13 protein-coding genes are annotated in these 19,377 nt (G+C 60.8%); 5 read left to right on the top strand and 8 right to left on the bottom strand.

From position 1 onward, the window contains the following. Positions 1-183 precede the first annotated feature (183 nt). The 4 genes from NA619_RS22525 to NA619_RS22510 all read left to right on the top strand — a co-directional run bounded on the left by NA619_RS22525 (position 184) and on the right by NA619_RS22510 (position 4,776). Positions 184-1,536, top strand: a complete 1,353-nt coding sequence (locus NA619_RS22525) for a M16 family metallopeptidase (RefSeq protein ID WP_255964019.1) — start codon at positions 184-186, stop codon at positions 1,534-1,536. Continuing rightward, positions 1,529-3,070, top strand: a complete 1,542-nt coding sequence (locus tag NA619_RS22520) for a M16 family metallopeptidase (RefSeq protein ID WP_255964018.1) — start codon at positions 1,529-1,531, stop codon at positions 3,068-3,070. The genes NA619_RS22525 and NA619_RS22520 overlap by 8 nt, the downstream gene beginning before the upstream one ends. After that, entirely contained in the window at positions 3,070-3,675 is a 606-nt protein-coding gene (rsmD, locus tag NA619_RS22515) for a 16S rRNA (guanine(966)-N(2))-methyltransferase RsmD (protein WP_255964016.1), read from the top strand. The genes NA619_RS22520 and rsmD overlap by 1 nt, the downstream gene beginning before the upstream one ends. Positions 3,676-3,750: 75 nt before the next feature. Further along, a complete protein-coding gene (locus tag NA619_RS22510) occupies positions 3,751-4,776 on the top strand; it encodes a hydrolase (protein ID WP_255964014.1) in 1,026 nt (341 codons plus the stop codon). Between the two features lie 13 nt (positions 4,777-4,789). Here the strand turns inward: NA619_RS22510 and pelG are convergent, their stop codons facing one another. The 8 genes from pelG to NA619_RS22470 all read right to left on the bottom strand — a co-directional run bounded on the left by pelG (position 4,790) and on the right by NA619_RS22470 (position 17,757). After that, entirely contained in the window at positions 4,790-6,160 is a 1,371-nt protein-coding gene (gene pelG / locus NA619_RS22505) for an exopolysaccharide Pel transporter PelG (protein ID WP_255964013.1), read from the bottom strand. Position 6,161: 1 nt separating this feature from the next. Then, the gene (gene pelF / locus NA619_RS22500) at positions 6,162-7,682 is read right to left on the bottom strand and encodes a GT4 family glycosyltransferase PelF (RefSeq protein ID WP_255964012.1); all 1,521 of its coding nucleotides are present in this window, start codon (positions 7,680-7,682) and stop codon (positions 6,162-6,164) included. Continuing rightward, positions 7,679-8,668, bottom strand: a complete 990-nt coding sequence (locus tag NA619_RS22495) for a HEAT repeat domain-containing protein (protein WP_255964011.1) — start codon at positions 8,666-8,668, stop codon at positions 7,679-7,681. Before NA619_RS22495 ends, pelF begins: the two co-directional genes overlap by 4 nt. Continuing rightward, positions 8,646-10,019: a PelD GGDEF domain-containing protein gene (locus tag NA619_RS22490; protein WP_255964010.1), complete on the bottom strand. Its 1,374-nt coding sequence runs from the start codon at positions 10,017-10,019 to the stop codon at positions 8,646-8,648. Before NA619_RS22490 ends, NA619_RS22495 begins: the two co-directional genes overlap by 23 nt. Beyond that, on the bottom strand, positions 10,019-10,537 hold the full coding sequence (locus tag NA619_RS22485; RefSeq protein ID WP_255964009.1) for a penicillin-binding protein activator LpoB: 519 nt from the start codon (positions 10,535-10,537) through the stop codon (positions 10,019-10,021). Before NA619_RS22485 ends, NA619_RS22490 begins: the two co-directional genes overlap by 1 nt. 26 nt (positions 10,538-10,563) lie before the next feature. After that, positions 10,564-14,127, bottom strand: a complete 3,564-nt coding sequence (locus NA619_RS22480; RefSeq protein WP_255964008.1) for a tetratricopeptide repeat protein — start codon at positions 14,125-14,127, stop codon at positions 10,564-10,566. Beyond that, positions 14,105-16,954 (bottom strand): endo alpha-1,4 polygalactosaminidase, encoded by a 2,850-nt coding sequence (locus NA619_RS22475; RefSeq protein WP_423836862.1) that lies wholly within the window; start codon positions 16,952-16,954, stop codon positions 14,105-14,107. Before NA619_RS22475 ends, NA619_RS22480 begins: the two co-directional genes overlap by 23 nt. A 161-nt stretch (positions 16,955-17,115) precedes the next feature. Beyond that, positions 17,116-17,757, bottom strand: coding sequence for a TetR/AcrR family transcriptional regulator (locus tag NA619_RS22470; RefSeq protein WP_255964006.1), 642 nt, complete (start codon positions 17,755-17,757; stop codon positions 17,116-17,118). 135 nt (positions 17,758-17,892) lie between these two features. On the opposite strand from NA619_RS22470, the gene NA619_RS22465 reads away from it, so the two are divergent. Beyond that, a complete protein-coding gene (locus NA619_RS22465; RefSeq protein WP_255964005.1) occupies positions 17,893-19,323 on the top strand; it encodes a coniferyl aldehyde dehydrogenase in 1,431 nt (476 codons plus the stop codon). The last annotated feature ends 54 nt before the right edge of the window (positions 19,324-19,377 follow it).

Below are 19,377 nucleotides of genomic sequence, written 5' to 3'. Positions count from 1 at the left end.
GACGGGGGCTATCCTAGCACTGCGCAACCGCCTTCGCTAAGCGCGCTCATCCCCGCGTCATGAGCCGGCCGTAAATGGCGCTGCGCCGCTTTGCCCTCACACCGACACCCCAGTACCATGCCCTGCGTGTTCCCGCCTGCCGACGTCGCCGTGGCGGAATTCATCCTTGAACGAGCCCTGAATATGCCCCTGATGCTACGCCGCGCCGCGGCCCTCTTAATCGGCGCTCTGTATTTACCGTTTGTCATTGCGGCCGAGCCACAGCCAACTCACGAATTCGTCCTGGACAACGGCCTCAAGGTCATCGTCCGCGAAGATCACCGCGCCCCGGTCGTGGTGTCGCAGCTCTGGTACAAGGTTGGCTCCAGCTATGAGTCGCCCGGCCAAACCGGGTTATCTCATGCCCTCGAGCACATGATGTTCAAGGGCAGCCGCAAGCTCGACGCGGGTGAAGCCTCCCGCATCCTTCGCGAACTCGGCGCGGAAGAGAATGCCTTTACCAGCGACGATTACACGGCCTATTACCAGGTCTTGGCGCGTGATCGCCTGGCAGTTGCTTTCGAGCTGGAAGCCGATCGTCTCGCCAGCCTCAAGCTCCCGGGCGACGAGTTCGCTCGCGAAATCGAGGTCATCAAGGAGGAGCGCAGGCTTCGTACCGATGACAAGCCGAGCGCCCTCGCCTATGAGCGCTTCAAGGCCATGGCCTACCCGGCCAGCGGTTACCACACCCCGACCATTGGCTGGATGGCCGACCTCGACCGAATGACCATCGAGGAGCTGCGCAGCTGGTATCAGTCCTGGTACACGCCCAACAACGCCACTCTGGTAGTTGTTGGCGATGTCACGCTCGACGAGGTACGCAAACTGGCTGAACGTTATTTCGGCCCGATCAAAAGCCGCGCGGTACCCAGCGCCAAACGGCCGATGGAGCTTGAAGAGCCCGGCGAGCGGCGCCTGAAGCTGCATGTGAAGACCCAGGTTCCGAGCCTGATCATGGCGTTCAACACGCCCAGCCTGGCCACATCGGACAGCCCGCGGCAGATCCACGCCCTGCGCCTGATCAGCGCCCTGCTCGATGGCGGCTACAGCGCCCGTCTGCCGCAGCAACTCGAGCGCGGCGAAGAGCTGGTGACCAGCGCCTCGGCCTGGTACAACGCCTACGCCCGAGGCGACACCCTGTTCGCTCTCAGCGCCGCGCCCAACATGCAGAAAGGCCGGACCCTGGAAGAGGTTGAAACAGGCCTCTGGCAAGAACTGGACAAGCTCAAGCAGACTGCGCCGTCCGAGGAAGAGCTGGAGCGCGTCCGCGCCCAGGTCATTGCAGGCCTGGTGTACGAGCGCGATTCCATCACCCAGCAGGCCACGACCATCGGTCAGCTAGAGACCGTCGGCCTGTCCTGGCGCCTGATGGATGAAGAACTCAGCGCCCTCGAAGCAGTAACCCCGGACGATATTCAGCAAGCCGCTCGAACCTATTTCACGCGCTCGCGAATGAGCGTTGCCCATGTCCTGCCCGAGGAGTCCAGCGATGAGTGATCGCAATCTGTTGCGTTGCGGCCTGCTCGGCCTGGTCATGGCGTCCTGCCTGGGCATCGCCGCCTGTGACGCCGACACCGGCGAGACGGCTACCGCCCTCCCCACGCCCGCCGCTGGCACCGTCGCAACACCCGGCGAGTCCGGACAAGCCATTGCCAATGCAAAGAATGCCGAAGCGGCTCGCCTGGAATCCTTGGCCGAGCTTGGCGATCAGCCGCTGGCCCGACGCGAGCTGGACATCCAGAGTTGGCAGACCGAAGGCGGTGCTCGAGTGCTGTTCGTCGAGGCACGCCAGTTGCCGATGTTCGATCTGCGCCTGACGTTCGCCGCCGGCAGCAGCCAGGACGGTGACGTTCCCGGCGTAGCCATGTTGACCAACGCGATGCTCAACGAAGGTATTGAAGGCAAGGATGTAACGGCCATCGCCCAGGGCTTCGAAGGGCTTGGCGCCGAATTCGGCAACGGCTCCTATCGCGATATGGCGGTCGCCAGCCTGCGCAGCCTGAGCGAGCAGGACAAGCGCGACCAAGCCCTGGAGCTGTTCAGCCAGGTGGTTGGCCAGCCGACCTTCCCGGAAGATGCACTGCAGCGCATCAAGAATCAGGTGCTCGCGGGCTTCGAATTCCAGAAGCAGAATCCGGGAAAGCTGGCCAGTCTTGAACTGTTCGAGCACCTTTACCAGGATCACCCTTACGCGCACCCCAGCGAAGGCACCGCCGACACCATCCCTGGCATCGGCGTCGCCCAGCTACGCGACTTTCATGGCAAGGCATATACCGCTGGCAATGCGGTGATCGCCCTGGTTGGTGATCTCGACCGCGCGCAGGCCGAGGCGATTGCAGAACGGGTCTCCAGCGCATTGCCGCAGGGTGCCGCGCTGTCCGCGCCGCCTGCACCGGGTGCGCCCACGGCGGGCCAGCAACATATCGAATTCCCGTCCAACCAGACCCACCTGATGCTGGCGCAACTGGGCATCCCGCGGGGTGACCCGGATTATGCCGCGCTCTACCTGGGCAACCAGATTCTGGGGGGCGGTGGCTTCGGCACACGCTTGATGGAAGAAGTACGGGAAAAGCGTGGGCTCACCTACGGCATTTATTCCGGCTTCAGCCCGATGCAGACCAATGGTCCGTTCATGATCAACCTGCAGACCCGCGCCGACCTCTCCGAAGCGACGCTGGCGCTGGTTCAACAATTGGTCAGCGAGTTCTTGGAAAAAGGCCCGACCCAGGCCGAGCTGGATCGCAGCAAGCGCGAGATCGCCGGCAGCTTCCCGCTCTCGACCGCCAGCAATTCCGACATTGTCGGGCAGCTAGGCAGCATTGGCTTCTACAACCTGCCGCTGACCTACCTCGAAGATTTCATGCAACAGGTCCAGGCGCAGTCGGTCGAACAGGTCAAGGAGGCGATGAACAAGCACCTCAGCGCTGACGGATTCGTGATCGTCACTGCCGGTCCGAAAGTCGAGCAGAAACTCTTGCCGCCGCCGAGCGAGAAGCCTCTAGAGCAACCCAGCAGCGTTCCGGAGCATTGATGGCCAACCCTCCTATCAGACCTTCCTCCAACAATCACGGTGGCCAGGGCCAGCTACGCATCATTGGTGGTGAATGGCGCAGCCGGCGATTCGATTTCCCGGATGCCGAAGGTCTGCGGCCGACGCCTGATCGGGTGCGGGAAACGCTGTTCAACTGGCTCGCACCCTATATGTCCGGCGCCAGAGTGTTCGACCCCTATACCGGCAGCGGTGCGCTGTATCTCGAAGCCCTTTCACGGGGCGCGAGCATGGCCTTGGCGCTGGATGTGAATGCCAATGCCATCGCCAGCCTGCGTAAGCATCTCGACACGCTCAAGTGCGGGCAGGGCCAACTGCTGCAGAGCGATGCGCTGCGCTATCTGGAAACCCAATCGCCAACAGCATTCGACTTGGTCTTTCTCGATCCCCCGTTCAACAAGAACCTGCTGCAACCGACTTGCGAGCTTCTTGAGACAAAGGGCTGGCTGGCCAAGCACGCCTGGATCTACACCGAGAGCGAAACGGTGCCCTCGGGCCTTGGCCTGCCGGGCAACTGGCGCCTGCATCGCGAGAAGCAGGCTGGAAAAGTGCACTATGCCTTGTGGGAGCGCAGCGCTGAGGCGTAGGCCCCGGCGGCGTGCGGATTGAAAACGCCCGCCGGGCCACAGACCGCCGAAGCAAGTAATCAATGGGGCCGTCCAGTGTCCGTCACCCTTCCCGACCCGCTTGTTGAAGCCTCCAGCCGAGATCCATTCGTGCCGGCCCGGTGGCTGCCAGGCGGCCATCTGCAAACGCTCTGGAATCCGTTTCTCAGAAGAGCACTCAAGCTCGACCGTCGTCGGGAGCGCCTATGGCTGGCCGATGGCGACTTCATCGACCTCGACTGGCACGGCCCGCACGAACCCCGGACGCCGTTGGTTCTGGTCCTGCATGGTCTTACCGGCTCGTCCAGCTCGCATTATGTGCTGGGCCTGCAGAATCAGTTGGCAGCACGCAACTGGGCGAGCGTCGCGATCAATTGGCGTGGCTGCTCCGGCGAGCCGAATCTACTCCCCCGCGCCTATCACTCAGGCGCCAGCGACGACCTGACGGAAGTGATCGCCCATCTGCAGAGCGCCCGGCCGTTGGCTCCGCTCTATGCGGTGGGCTACTCGCTGGGTGGCAATGTATTGCTCAAATATCTCGGCGAAACCGGCGAGGCGGCTCCGTTGCAGCGAGCGGTGGCGGTGTCGGTGCCGTACCGGCTAGACCAATGCGCGGACCGCATTGGCCTCGGGTTTTCACGGGTTTATCAAGCGCACTTCATGCGTGAGATGGTGGCCTACGTTAAGGACAAACAACGCCTGTTTACCCAGCAGGGCGCCGGCGAACATCTGTCGGCGCTCCAGCGCCTCGGCTCGCTGGAGGGCATGCGCACCTTTTGGGATTTCGATGGCCGCTTCACCGCTCCACTGCATGGCTACGCCGACGCTAGTGACTATTACCGTCGCGCATCGAGCTGCTACTTCCTGCCTGATATCCGCATTCCGACCCTGCTCATCCAGGCCGAAGACGACCCCTTCGTGTTCCGCCACAGCGTCCCCGAGCTCGACGAGCTGTCGGCAACCACGACGCTGGAACTGCACCGCACCGGCGGCCATGTTGGCTTCGTCGAAGGCTCGCCCGTACGACCGCGCTACTACCTGGAGCGGCGGATACCAGGGTGGTTGGTGGAGCCGGCAATCTGAGGGTCGAGTCGGCTCAACGCCCCAGCATGAACGTCTCGTACTCAAGATCTTCCAGCGAGTTGGCGAGTCGAACCAACCCAAGCAGTACGCAGGCCAATACCGACAGCGTGAAACCATAGCCAAAGAAACTTGGCCCCATCTGCTGGCTGACGACGGTCAGTACAGCGTTCAGCAATACGAAGATCAGGCAAAGCTCCAGGACGATCCGGCGCTTGTCCAAGTAGAAGAACACGTTGAGCAACGCCATGAACACCACCTGAATGCTGACGCCGATCAGATCGACGTAGAACAGCGGCAGGTAGTAAGCGGATATGCCCAGCCACGACAGCAGCTGCGGCGCGATGAGAAAAAGCAACACAACGGTCAGCCCCTGAACCTTGCATATTTCCAGCAGCCCCTGGCGTACCGCCAGGATCATCTGCTGCTTGAGCTGACCGATATGCTGCAGGGTCTCGCCGCCGCGTATGGCCGAGTAAACACGGTCATACCACTCGGCGAAGTCCGTTTCGATTCGCACCAGAAACACCGCCATTCCGGGAATGATGGCCAGGTAAGCGAGAAAGATGGGCAGGTCGTAAAGCATCGAAGCCCGCAGAGGACCGATAACCTGGCTGGACGTGCTTGGGTTGAACCAGAACACGATCTTGTCGATCCAGATTCCCAGGTTGTAGCAGAGCCCGGTCACCAGCAGGCTGAGGAACACCTGTTTACGCTTGAAGAAGTCGAACGCCACCAGTTGCCTGGCCGGGTACTCGCGCAAGATGTCGAACAAAAACATGAAGAACAGGCTGGCATGCCCGATCAGCAGGCTCAGCAGCAGCCCTTCAAGTTTCAGAAAGCGCAGCAGGAATGAACACAGGACCATGAGCGAATAGCCTGCCGCCATGACCAGCAGGATGCGGTTGTAGGCTTTCATGCCGGACAGAAAAATGATGGTGAGCCACAGGTTACAGAGCACCACGAAGTTCGCCAGCATCAGCAGACGGTAGAGAAATGGCTGGTCGAACAGCAGCCAGAGCAGGACAAAGCCCAGCACACCAGACGAAACGGTGGTGACCAGGAGTATCCCGATCAGGTTCGGCAGGATCACCTCCTGCTTTTTTTCGAACAAACGATCCGAAATGAAGCGGGTGAAGAACAACTGCGCCCCGCCGGTGACGATCAGTGAGGAGGCCATCAGATAGGTCACGCTTACCAGGAACTGTCGTATCAAAAACTCAGGTACGACGACGCCCAGGCTCATCACCCCGATCAACATCACACTGATGATCGACAGGACCCACGGGCCGGAGCTGATCAGACCGGCATATACATAGGCTCTCAGCGTGGCCGTGTAGGAATCACGCGAGAGGATCTTGCGCAGCTCGAAGCCAATCCCGGCCATGTCAGATTTCTCCCTTGGCGTTGCGATAGAGCGTGCGATAGCGGTCGAGCATGATCGCTTCGGTGTAGTAACGGTTGACTCGCTGCAGACCTACCGCCTGAGCCGCTCGCCAGCGCTCCGGGCTACTCAACAAGCTGACGATCGCGCGTGAAGTGGCCTGCGGATCGGCAATCGCGACGACCTCGCCCGCGCAGCCCAATGGCGGCTCTTCGTCGGGCGCACCTTCGATCAACTCACGACATGAGCCTACGTCGCTGGTCACCACGGGCGTGCCGGCTGCCCATGCCTCGAGAATCACCAGGGGCTGCGCCTCGCTGATCGAGGTAAGTACCATCAGGCCGAGATTGGGCAGCAGCTCATGAATTTGACGGAAGCCCAGAAACTTCACCTTGCCCTCGAGCCCCAGACTGATCACCAGGCTGCGACACTCAGCGGCATAGGCACGATCCTCTTCCTCGGGTCCCACTATCCATCCTTCCGCATCAGGAATTGCGCTGACCACACCCCGCATGGCGCGGATGAAGGTCTTCACGTCCTTGATCGGTACAACGCGACCAACCAGACCGACTACCGGCGCAATGCCCGCCGGCCGGCGCTGTAGAGCGTCGCCCCAGGCAGCCATCGCGATCCCATTGGGTATCACTTGAGTCTTCTCCGGGTCGGCGCCATCGGCTATCTGCCGTTGGCGGTTGCCGTCGTACAGAGAAATAATCGTATTGGCTGCGCGATAGGTGAGCAGCCCGATACGCTCGAAGAAGCGGATCCAGAGCTTGCGGATGTAGCTGAACTCGGTATCCAGGCCGGTGCGCAAAGCCTCGTCCGACCCCTCGGATATCCAGCTCGCCTGCGCCAGGTCTATCTTGCGCTCCTTGGTATAGATGCCGTGCTCGCTGAGCATATAGGGGCATTGCCAGCGCTTCTGCAGGATTGCGCCGAGCAAGCCGGCATAGCCGGTCGAGATTGAATGCAGCGCTCTGGCCCGTGGTAGTCGCGCTGCCGCCTGGGCGAGCATGACCAACGGCGCATGCATGGTGCGCAGCGTCCAGAAGTAATTGATGAACGAAGGATCGCTGCAATGTTGGGTATAGCCATCGGTAATCGCTTCCCAGCTGGACCGGCTATGCAGTACGTCTTCGAGACTGAGCCGCCCCGATGCAAGAAGCTCGAGGATTGCCTCGCCCTGCGCGACGCTGGGGTCGTCGGGATGATGCAGGAATTGATGCATCTGCCGCATGCTGTCGCGCGAACCGCGGCTCCGGGCAACCTCCACAGCATCACCGGGGCGCCACGCACACTCCAGAAAATGCTCTTCGATGTGCACCACGTTTGGGGGAATCTTGTACTGGCGCTCGCCGTAAGCCTCTCGCTGGCCGCCGATGAAGAACACCGAAAAGGTGAACTCTGGTAGCCCGAGGATCAGCTGATTGACCCAGCTGGAGACGCCTCCGCGCACATAGGGCCATGTGCCCTCGAGCAACAGGCAGACATCAGCAACGGGGATTTCTGAATTGGGCTCGGTCACAACCAATACTTCGCGAGGGCAGCAAATGGGGGGCGTTGAAGGACAGGCTCGGGCAGCTCGGACAGCTGCCGGGCGACCTCCTCATAACGACCTTCGTTAAAGGCCGTTTCGGCACGGTATGGAGCCAGGGTCGGCCTGCTGACACCAGCCGCCTCGGCATGGTCAAAATGGATCTTCGCGGCATCCAGTCGCCCTTGCTCCAGGGCGATCCGGCCGGCCAGAACATGCGCGTAGGGATTAGTGACGTCATCGAGTGTTCGTTCCGCATGCTCCCGCGCCTGGTCAAGCACATGCTCGAGCACACTGCCCTGTGCCAGCCCGAGATAAGCGAGCTCCCAGTACCAACGCGCCAGCGCATCATGCAGTGCGGCCTTGTGTGCCCCGTCTGCGGTGGCAAGCTGTTGCAGCGACGTCTCGATGCGAAGGTTGATCTCGCTTTCCTGCTTGTCGAGCATCGAATACGCGAGCAACCGTACATCATCAGCCGGATCGCGCAGCGCCACCTTGAGGATGGGGATTGCCTCCCGTGCGGGCATACGGCGAGTGGCGAACAGAGCGGTCAACCGCTTTTCGGTATCAGGGGCGTGGCGCAGCACATCCTGCAGGCCACCGTCGTTAAACATCAGCTCCTTGCCGCGCACCTGAGGGCGGAATGGCAGCTCGGGAAGCGCCATGGAGTCCCAGCTCAGCTCCTTGTGTCGACGAGGCAGATAGAGCGCCGGAAATAGCGCGGCAGCGACGCCGACGGCCCCCAGTCCGGGTACGAAAAAAGCCAGACTGAAAATAAACAGAGGGCTCCACGGCAGGGGAAACTTGTAACGTCGCGGCAACAGCAGCCAGATACCGCCGGCGAGCAGGGCGCTGCTCAGAGCATGTGCCCCCAGGTAAAGCGAAGTCGCCTGGGCGACGCTTAACTGCTCTTGAAAGGCTGCCCAGCTGCCAACCTCGAACAGCAGAGCGCCGCTAAACAGCCACTTGCTGATCATTCAGGGCGCACTCGCTGTAGAGGAAATGGTGTATCGATTCGTGGCCCCTTGCGGTGCCGATGTCATGCGCAAGCACCCTTACCTGCAAGCTTTCCAGCGTTTCATCGGCGCCGAAGCGCTCGGCGAGCAATATGTTGAGGCGGAACAGATAGCCCTGCGCGCCCTCGGCCGAAGTCAGCGGCAGAAGTACCAGAACACAGGTATTGCCGCGTTGATTCACTGCTCTGAGCTGCAGGTCCAGTCCGCGCCGGCTGTCTTCTATCAGGCGCAGCAGTTTTTCGCTGTAGGGCGATGCGTTGACTTCCAGCATGAACAGGCTGGCGTCGAGGCCATGAAACTGGGCATCGCTCAACGAGCGCTTCAGGTTCTGGCTGAATACCTGGCTGTCCATGTCCTGCAGCTGCAGTGTCTGGGGATCACTCAGAATGAGGTCGGCTATATGTCCGGCAAGGATCGAAAGCAATCCGAACACCCGATCATTGAACGAGAAGAAAGGCATCTGCTCGACTGCAAGTATGGCCAGAATGCGCCCGTCGGTATCAATAAGCGGGACGCAGAGCTGGTAACGAGAGTGCTCTCTGTGCTCCCCGCGCTCGAGCAACTCCTCGCGAATACTGACCAATTCCCCGCGCTTCAGGCACATACGCAGCAGCAGGTCGTTCTGATCCATCGGTGCTGTGTCACCCACCACGCTCAAGGGGGCAGTTACGGCGACACCTTCCTTCACGCGATAGAGCCCTGCCGACCTGAACGAGCCGTACTGCGTAAGCAGGCTTAGCACCGGATCGGCCAGTTTGGCGAGCGGGTCGTCTCCCCGAGGCAAGCTGCGCAACTGGTTACGCAGACCAACGAGCGAGCTGCGCAGGCTCTGATCATTACCCGCAATCCGCTGCTCCAGCCGGTCATGGGAAATACGCAGGATGTAATGCGCCCGAGTGAACTCGTCGAGCCTCAGCTGCCGATAGTCGTTAGCCAGATCCAGGCGCTCGAGCCGCCGCTCCCATATATCGCGAAACTCACCTACCAGCATGCCGCTGACCAGCACACCGACGATGAAGGAGGCTGGCATTTCCGCGTATAGCCCGTCGCCGAACCTGTGGTAGGCAATCAGCGCGAGGATCAGCAACACTGCGCTGACGAGTCCGCGCATGAAGCCGTAGCGCATGCCGAGCAGCAAGGGCGCGAGTACCGGCCAGGGAAACGAGTTTTCAACCATCAGCGGATCGCCAGGCATCAACCAATAGCCAATGCCGATGGCCAAGCCGGTGATGAGCCAGGTTTCTAACCACGAAACGGCGGTGCTGGCGCGAGGGGCCAGCGTGAAGTCCTTATGTGCCGAGCCGAGTGCCATTATTCGAGACGCAACGCGCCGGCCAGCTCACGCAGAACCTTCTGCCCGGTGCCAGCAAGACTTTCCCGGGACCAGCCGGCACGCGCGCCACTCTTGCTCCAGACGACGCGGCCACTGGCAAGCTCGATCACTTGCAGACTCACGCCAACCGCGGGCTCGCCATCCAGGCCACTCTTGTACTGCCACTCCTCGACGCTGCCACTGATGACGTAATCGAGACGCTCGGCTTTTGCCCAAGCAAGCGCCTTGGCCAGCCGCTCCCGATCATCAAGCATGGGCAGATCCGATTGCGCCACCACCGGATAGTGACGTGGCTGGAGGCCGCGCTCGGCCAGCACGCTAAGGAGAATCTGCTCGGCACGCTCACCCGCCTGTGGCGCCTGAGAATAATTGACTACCGGTACCAATCCCCACGCGGCTGCGCGCGGTAACACGGGTGCGTTTTGCTCGGTAAAGGTGGTGCAGCCGCCAATTAAAAAGACCATGGCCAGCACTACCAGGCTACGAATGGATGACATCTTTGCTTCTCCCTGTGATTGCCGCATCAGCGCCCGAATCGAGCGCTGTAAGTCATGCCCAAAGTCCCACCTGGTTCGCCATCACCATTCTTCGGTGCGGACTGATAGCCAAAGGTGAATGCCAGTTCATCGTCGCCGAGCACCTGCATGCCGACGCCGGTGTTGATGGCGTAGTTGGTTTGCTGTTCGGTCCACTGCCAACCGGCCAGCACATCGAAGATCCAGCTGAACTGCGCGGTGCTGCGATTCATTGCGCCCGGAAAACCGCGGCGCCAGGTGCTACCGATATAGGCCTGACCGAAGCGGTCCTGTAGTAAGTCGGCCGCAGGCGCGCTGACTGAACGCAGCTCGTCGTTCGACGTGCCATATTTTGCATAGCTGAGTCCGCTGCGAAGCGTCCATGTCGGGCCCTCGAAGAAAACGGCATGGCTCAGCTCAAGGCTGACTTGCTGGCCGCTGCCAACCGATTCACCACTCAAAGTGCTGAAACGTTGCTGAGCGAGCGACCAGCTGATCTGGTCGCGAGCGCTGATGGAATGAATGCCGCTGACGCCCAGCGAATCGCGTCGTCCCATGGCTCGCAGCAGGCCGCTCTCTTCGGCCTGACGATGCCATCCCATCTGAAATTCCAGGGTATCGCCACTGTTGAGCTGAAGAGTGCGGGTGATACCCAACCCGGTACGATCACCCTCGTCGTGGCGGCTGGTGTCCACCTCCAAGCCAAGTGACCCATCGTCCAAGGCCCGGGTCAGTCGCAATTCTGCTGAGCGCTCGATACCTGGCCGTAAATCCTCCGCATCGCGGGTCAATTCTCCAGGCTGGGCAGTAAGCGCGCTGCCGGAATAACGGTTGCGGCCAAGCGACAGCTGCGCGTGCCAATCATGGTCAAGTTGCCCCGCGATCTCCGCGGTTTGCCCCTGCAGCTTGAGGGACCCGAAGTCCTGTTGGCGCATGCCTATCCGAACGCCCTGAGGATTGCGCTCCTGCAGTGCCAGCGTCTGCCGGCGCAATTGCTGCTGCACTGCAACCGGCTGCTCGGCCGAGAGCGCCTGCAGACCTTCCGCCAAGGCAAGGCCTGTAGCGCCCAGGCGCTGCAAAGCCTCGACACGCTGCGCAGGATCCAACCCGCCCTCAGCAAGCAGACGCTCCAGAGTCTGGCGGTTTTGCTCTTGCAACGCCTGTTGCAGTTCGGCATAGCGACTGATTCGCAGGCCTTTGCTACGAGCCCAAGCCAACCATTGCTCCTTGAGCGCACCCTGGTTGGTCGCGTCGAGTTGCTCGCTGAACTGGTCGAACCAAAACTGCAACAAGGGCTGTGAGCCATCGCTCCAGCGCAGCGCCAGCTCACCGGCGGCCATGCGTGCGCCCCCTGAAGTCAGTAGCCGCAGGTAGGTTTGATACAACGCCAGGTCGGCTCCGGCCACAGGCATTTCGAAATTACGCAGCACATGACGTCGCAGACGCAGTGCACGATCCGCATAGCCGGCGCTGTCCAGCGCATCGGCATATGCCGCCTGCACCAGCAAGTCGTCTGAGTCCTTTCGCAAGTAAAGGTCGAACCATCGCAACACCTGATCGTTGCGATTGAGCATCAGGTTTGCGCTTGCAAAGGGTAGCCACAGCCCGCTCTGCTTGCGAGCCAATGGCTCCCATTGCCGCAGAAGCGGCGCCAGCGCGTCACGCTGAGCATGATCGATGTAGTGCCAGAGCAACTGCTCGCGGAACGTCCCTGTATGGGGGAAAAGTGACACGGCCTGAAGGTAGATCTGCTCGGTTTCGGCACGGTCGCCATTACGAGCGGCTATGAATGCGCGAGCACTCCAGATAGCTGCAATTTTTTCAGCGTCAGGCAGTTCGAGGCCTTCGTTGACCAACGCTTCAAGCCGGTTCGCATCCTCCAGCTCCATGGCCAACTGCAGGGCGCGAGTGAGATTCGACGGCGTGCGGTTGCGTTCCCAACTGGCGATCATCACATCAAGTGCCAGAGTCGGTTCATTACGCTCATAGAGTGCAATGAGTCGCTCTTCGGATGTGTTGTTCGGAACCACTCCCAGATCGGCCAGCCTGCGATAGGCGTCGAGCGTGTCTGAGTCTCGCTCCAGCTCCCACGCTAGCTCGGCTCGCAGAAGCCAGTACGCTTGGTCGGACACCGAGTCGAGCTCCACGCCCTCGAGCACGCGCCATGCAGCTTGGGGGTCGAACAGCTCCCAATGGTCCAGGGCCCACTCGACCCGCTGATCGATCGTAAGACCGAAGCGACGATCGATCTGTGCCCACAGCTCGACCAATGCAACCTGCTGATGGGTTTGCTCGAGGATCTGCTGCAGGCGCAGCCAGCCGAGCTGATGCCCGGGCCAGACTCGCAGATAGTCACGCAGCCAGCGCTCGGCCTGCTCGGGCGTGCCGCGCGCGTTATGGCTGTAGACGAGCGCATCCAACTCGGTGTCGGACAACTGCCGAAGCTTTCCTGCGCCGGATAGCAAACCAATGGTGTTATCGAAATCGAACAGCTGCGACGCGAGGCGCCAGGCATGTTCACGAACCGCAGGCTCATCGCGTAACTGAACCAGGCGCAACCAGAAGCCAAGCGCTTCATTCGTCCGGCCTGTCCACTCGCCCAGTTTGCCCATGAGTTCCAGATTACCGGCATCCAACGGGCCAAGCGCTGACAGGTCCTGTCCCGCCGCCCACGCCTGTTCCAGCTGCCCCGCAGCGAGCCGCAGTTGCAAGTCTGCATTTACGGCGGACGCATCGTCCGGCTTCAACCTGCGCCAACGGGCGACCGTCTCCATCGCCAGATCGTAGCGATGACTGCCGATCCCGGCGCGCGCGGCCATGCCAAACAGATCTCCGTCAGCAGCGCTCATCAGATCGAGATTGCGCTGAATCAGCTCCGCTGCCTGCTCGCTCTGATCCGCCGCAAGCATCGCGGAGAAGGCCTTGGCCAAATATTCGCGACGTTCGACGGGAGACTCGGTACTGGCCAGTAGATCGGTAAAGATGCGTGCAGCAGCCAGCGTTTCCCCTGCTCCCAGGTGGGCCTGCGCCGACTCGATCAGCCAGTGCTCGCGCTGAGCTTCATCTCGAATCGCCAGATCGCCATAGGCGTGTGCCGCCAAAGCAGGATCACCAAGCGCCAGGGCATAACGAGCGAGACGCGAAAGCTGCTCGATAGAGATACTTGCGCGTTCTACGGCGTTTAGCTGATCGCGGAGGGCATTGAGCGCAGGAGGGGGTATGCCTTCAGGCGCAGCCTGAGCCTCGAGCACCGCCAGCTCGGCTAGAAAGAAGCGCACGCTGTCAGATTCAGGTTCGCCCAGTTTGAATACATGCGAGCGTGCCCGCGCGAGGTCACCCAGCTCGACGAGCTGCTCGATGAGTTTGAAGCGCAGACTCGTGTCATCAGGGTGCGCTTCGAGCAAAAGCTCGGCGTAACTGATGGAAACGGCATCGGGCTGTTTCTCACTCGGCATGAATACGTCTTCGCCGGTATAGGTCAACACCAGCAGAGCGCCGATGAGCGCCACCACCAGTAGCAGGGCCCAGGGGCTGAGCAGGCGAGTAGGCTCAGTGACAGAGGAGTTGCGCATCTATCACTCGATTCCCTGGCAGATCGAACCGCCACAATCCATCCGCTTTCACGGCCTGATGACGCTTGCCGGCAACGTCTAGTGAACAACGGCCTGCCGCACGTACCGCGAAACGCAGGGGCATTTCGCCGGCGAACGACACCTTCACCCTGTGCTCATCGACATAATCCCAGCGCAGCAACGGCAGGTTTGCCTGCTCCAGCGCTGGACGTGGATCACGCTCGGTCCGTAGCGCCAGTACCGCGACCGGTGAGCTCAGATGCACGTAACGACCCTGGGGCAGATCCCGAACGCCCGCGACCCCTACTGATTGTCCAAGATCCGGCCAGCCGAGCGCCGGGTCCAGTCGCAGCGTACGCAGGCCGTCCAGACCGCGAACCTGCCAGCGTCCATCGGCCAGCCGAGCCAGACTTGCTTGGTGCAAGCCATGCATACGGGTGATGTATTGGCTCATCCATAGGGAGATCGGCTGTTCAGCCAGCATCGACTCGTAGATCTCCGTTATGACCCTAATCGAGGCCTGCTTGGTCGCCGAATAGAAGTGGTAATACAGGTGCAGACCACGCAACCGGCGGGGCGCATCCGTGAGCGCGAAGGTGTCCAGCACCTCCCGAAAGCCGTAGTACGGTCCCTGCCACAGGTTGGTGTAGAGGTTCTCGTTGATAATCGGCGCGTAGTACTGAATGCCGCCCGCAGTGGGCCTGATGAGCGGCGATAAACCGGTGAGCGACGGACGCGCATGGGTCAATATCGTTGTGCCGCCGTTTACGTTCGCCAGCCCGGCGTCATAGGCCAGCTTGATGGTCGCGGCATCTGGCAGGGCGTCGCCCGTCCAGAAGATCATCTTGACCGGCTTCGATGGACTGGTGAGGCGCTCGTTTATATACGCGGTGGATCCAATGACCTCCCGCTCGAAGTCGAGCCTGTCGTAGCCTGGAATGACCATCGACAGCCCGTAATCGGCATTAAAACCTTCGCGCTGCTGAGCCCGCTCAGGCTGCCAGAAAAAAGGATGACTGAAACTGTGAGTCGCCACCTCGACCCTGGCGTCCGCGAATATCTCCCGTGCGATCGGCTCAAGCTCACGGGCGAGATGCGGATAGCGTCCCTTGGGGCCTATCTCACCCTCGATGACCGATACGGAAGTGAGCAACGGATAAGGCTTGATGAACGTTTTATGCACCTCACTCCCTGCATAAGGAGACCCGGTCACTTCCGCTCTTGAAAGGAAGCCATCGCCGTCGATATGCACCGTCGCGACACGCCGGCCGTTCTCTGTGGTGGCATCCGGCCGCGGAATGGCCGGCAACCTCAGGGCACGCTGGAGGAAGGCGAACGGGTCGAGAATCCAGCGCTGACTGTCCGGCCCTTCTTCGATGATGTAAGGGTTGAGCGCAATGCCGCCCGTCGCACCTGTGGCAATAGGGACATAGCGACGTTCTTCGCTGTCGATAAGGGCAAGGGCGGGGGTCGCGCTGCCATTGATGACATTGAGCGGGACCAGATCACGCAAGCGAATCACCACCGGCGCCTCGAAATCGCCTACCAGATCCTTGTCCTGACTGGCGATCCCGACCTCCCGCTTGGCTTGCTGGCGAACCCGCTGCAGCCCCATTCGAGTCAGCAGACTCTGATCTGAGACCGGCAGGCCCGCCATAATTGCCAACGGAACGGACTCATCGATACGTGCCGAAAGCCATTGATCGAATTTGACTGAGTCAACCGGCGGCCCGCTGGTCATCCAGGTCACTACACCCGCGTACAGCCCACCAAGCGGACCATCCGGAAGCTGGTCTGCCGCAAGATAGTCGGTGCGATACCCCAGGTACTCGAGCAGTCCGCCCAGAAACATGTGACCGCGATTGGTGGACAGGGGCCCCTCGCGCGGGTCATAGACGACAGCAATACGGCGCGGTTGAACCTCAACGTTACTCACGCCCAGGTAATTCAGATCGGGCATCGTCACGAAGGGCAGAAAGCCTTCCGACTGCAGCCGACGAGCCAATTCACGCGCCTCGGCGCGGCGATCAGCTGGCAGGTAGTCGATGGCTATCAGCGGTACGCCTTTGGCCCGCAACGGGTCGAGGTGCAGGTTCAGCCAGTCGCGATCCTCCTGCGGCACCTTCCGATAACGCGCCCCGCTGGCATCCCACCCTGAGTGGATTGATTCGACAGCCACGGCGGATGCCACTCCCGGCAGCTCTGGCAGTACCTCAAAACCACGGTTGAATATCAGCTTCATAGCGGGCTGCTGCCGCTTCAGCTCGGCGAGAAAATCACGCAGAGCGATACGTTGCGCTTCTCGCTCTGCCTCTGGAAGCAACTGAAAACTGTCCAGGGTGTCGAGAAACAGACCGGCATATCCCTGCTCCGCAAGCGCCTCGGCACGTCGTAGCAGATGCGTTCTCCAGGCACTGGAAGAGAGCAGCATTACCTGGCTGTTCCAGGCGTGGTTGCGTACGTCGCTGGCACCCGAGGCTACGTCGGCGTCAGACGCCTCGAGGTTGCCGTCATATTCGCCGACAGAAAGATAAGCGAAGGGCTCGCTGCCCTGTTCGCGAAGGAAAGCCACATCCTTGGGCTCCAGGTGTGCGGATTCCAGAACGGTCCATTCGAATTGTGCGAGTTCGGCGAGCGGGGGGTTGGCGGCATACCAAAACGCTACGCTGCCGGGGTTTGTGGTGTCAGCCTGGACGACTGGAACAGGTGCGAGCACGCCGCAGAGTGCTAAAAGCGCCGCGCAAATCAGTCGCCCACAAAACGTCGTGTATCCGTAAAAAACAGCCGCCAGGGTTGTTCGGTAATCTCGCGCTTGAGCAACCCACATGAATTCCACCAGACAGAACGGCTGTTACAGGTGGTATTAATCCATATGCCATTACTCGATACAAGCATAATGCCATCATTGGCGATGGGTGGTTGACCCTCAGCAAAGCAGGCGTCAATAAAACGTCTTTTCACTCGTTTTCGAACACTGATAACTGCCACTCAAGCCAGTCGCTCGCGTAGCTCGATAAACCCTGATCGCGCAGATTCGCTGACGAACCCCTCTTCAAGTGCAAGCAACTGGAAAATACCGCGGCGCAGCATCTCTCGATCGAGCTCGTTGTCGGGTTTGGTCAGGACAGTGCAGAGAAACTGCACCCACGACGTCATGATGATCCAGGCGTTGACTGCGAGCGCTTCCACCTGAGGCGGCGTCATCACGAGAATGCCGGCGTCGACGAAGCCCTGGTAAATGCGCTGCGCACTGTGCAGATGTCTTCTGGCAAAGAGGCGATAACGGTCTGCCAGCTCACGGTCGTTGCTCAGCAGATGCTCCAAATCGCGGTACAGAAAGCGGTATTCCCACATCGCCGAAAACAGCGATTCAAAATAGCGCGTCTTGTCTTCGATGGTTACGGGCCGGCCTTCGGGAAGCTGCAGAAACCCATCGACTTGCGCTTCATAACGACCAAAAAGCTCAGCGATGATCATCTGCTTGTTACGGAAGTGGTAATAAAGGTTGCCCGGCGAAATTTCCAGGTACGCAGCGATGTGGTTAGTGGTCACGCTGCGCTCGCCCTTGTCGTTAAACAGTTCGAGGCTAGCCTGAAGGATGCGTTGGCGGGTTTTTGATTTGGAAGACATTGCAGGGAAGGCTTTTCCATCGAGCTGGACCTGAAAGCAAAGGTAACCCGACACCACCGGCAGTGCACTCGATTGACAGATTAGAGTAGTTGCTCTAATAAGCATGCAACGTCCGTTCTACCGGAGCCGCGCCCCATGCTTAGCGATGTTGCGTATCTGAATCAGCTCAGCACAGAGGCTGATCGTTTGTTGTCGCTGTTCGAGCGACAGCGCATGGCGTTTCATGCCAATCCCAGCCCCAACGGCGAGGATCGCCAGCAATGGCTGGAGGCGCTGCACGATGTCCTGGCCAGCAATCAACAATCCTTGATCGACGCCATCAGCGCCGATTTCGGCAACCGCTCAGCGGACGAAACACGGTTGGCGGAAATCATGCCCAGCCTGCACGGCATTCACTATGCAAAGCGTCGCCTTCAGCGCTGGATGAAACCCTCTCGGCGCCGGGTGGGTCTGGCATTTCAGCCGGCCAGCGCGAAGGTCGAGTATCAGCCGCTTGGGGTGGTCGGCATCATCGTGCCGTGGAACTACCCCCTGTATCTGGCGGTAGGCCCCATGATAGGTGCGCTGGCAGCTGGCAATCGGGTGATGCTGAAAATGAGCGAATCCACACCCGCAACAGGGCGGCTGCTCAAGGATCTGCTGGCGGAGATCTTCCCGGAGGATCAGGTCGCCGTGGTTCTGGGCGACGTCGATACCGGTATCGCCTTCTCGCAGCTGCCTTTCGATCACCTTCTGTTTACGGGCAGCACCAGTGTCGGACGGCAGGTTATGCGAGCGGCGGCGGAGCATCTGACGCCGGTCACCCTGGAGCTGGGCGGCAAATCACCGGCTATCGTCTCGGCCACCGTACCGCTTGCCGATGCCGTTGAACGCATCGCCTTCGGCAAGACGCTGAATGCCGGGCAAACCTGTGTCGCACCGGATTATGTATTGGTGCCGAGGCCGCGCCTCGACGACTTCGTGACGGCTTACCGTGCCGCCGTGCAGCGCTTTTTCCCGCAGCTGGTGGACAACCCGGATTACACCTCCATCGTCAACGCGCGCCAGCATGCACGCCTCCAAGGCTATCTGGACGATGCCGAGGCCAAGGGCGCGCGCCTCGTCCCCCTGTTCGAGACTGGTCAGGACCGGCGCATGCCGCACTACCTGCTGCTCGACACCACCGACGACATGCTGGTCATGCAGGACGAGATATTTGGCCCCCTTCTGCCCATCGTGCCCTACGACGAACTCGACGAGGCGCTCGCCTACGTCAATGCACGCCCTCGTCCGCTGGCGCTTTATTACTTCGGCTACAACAAGGCCGAGCAACGACAGGTGCTGCGACACACCCATTCCGGCGGCGTCTGCCTTAACGACACCCTACTTCACGTCGCCCAGGACGACCTGCCCTTCGGCGGCGTCGGTCCCTCTGGGATGGGGCACTACCACGGCCACGAAGGCTTCCTGACCTTCAGCAAAGCCAAGGGCGTGTTCATCAAGCAGCGGTTCAATGCAGCCCGGATGATTTACCCGCCTTACGGCAAGGCGCTGCAGCGCATGATCTACAAGCTCTTCGTACGCTGAAGCGCGCGGTCGCTTACAACAATGAACCCTACCAATCTCGCCTTTTCCCGCCGT

Origin of the sequence: Stutzerimonas stutzeri (assembly GCF_024448895.1) — a bacterium.
GTDB lineage: Bacteria > Pseudomonadota > Gammaproteobacteria > Pseudomonadales > Pseudomonadaceae > Stutzerimonas > Stutzerimonas stutzeri_Q.
Note: the sequence above shows the minus strand (reverse complement) of the source record. Positions and strands in the feature narration are given on the sequence as shown.

Excerpts from the sequence above, each read along its gene's own strand:
- NA619_RS22520 (WP_255964018.1), top strand. The coding sequence starts at position 1,529 with ATGAGTGATCGCAATCTGTTGCGTTGCGGCCTGCTCGGCCTGGTCATG.
- NA619_RS22470 (WP_255964006.1), bottom strand. The coding sequence starts at position 17,757 with ATGTCTTCCAAATCAAAAACCCGCCAACGCATCCTTCAGGCTAGCCTC.
- NA619_RS22525 (WP_255964019.1), top strand. The coding sequence starts at position 184 with ATGCCCCTGATGCTACGCCGCGCCGCGGCCCTCTTAATCGGCGCTCTG.
- NA619_RS22495 (WP_255964011.1), bottom strand. The coding sequence starts at position 8,668 with ATGATCAGCAAGTGGCTGTTTAGCGGCGCTCTGCTGTTCGAGGTTGGC.
- NA619_RS22475 (WP_423836862.1), bottom strand. The coding sequence starts at position 16,954 with ATGTGGGTTGCTCAAGCGCGAGATTACCGAACAACCCTGGCGGCTGTT.
- NA619_RS22480 (WP_255964008.1), bottom strand. The coding sequence starts at position 14,127 with ATGCGCAACTCCTCTGTCACTGAGCCTACTCGCCTGCTCAGCCCCTGG.
- rsmD (WP_255964016.1), top strand. The coding sequence starts at position 3,070 with ATGGCCAACCCTCCTATCAGACCTTCCTCCAACAATCACGGTGGCCAG.
- NA619_RS22465 (WP_255964005.1), top strand. The coding sequence starts at position 17,893 with ATGCTTAGCGATGTTGCGTATCTGAATCAGCTCAGCACAGAGGCTGAT.
- NA619_RS22485 (WP_255964009.1), bottom strand. The coding sequence starts at position 10,537 with ATGTCATCCATTCGTAGCCTGGTAGTGCTGGCCATGGTCTTTTTAATT.
- NA619_RS22490 (WP_255964010.1), bottom strand. The coding sequence starts at position 10,019 with ATGGCACTCGGCTCGGCACATAAGGACTTCACGCTGGCCCCTCGCGCC.
- pelG (WP_255964013.1), bottom strand. The coding sequence starts at position 6,160 with ATGGCCGGGATTGGCTTCGAGCTGCGCAAGATCCTCTCGCGTGATTCC.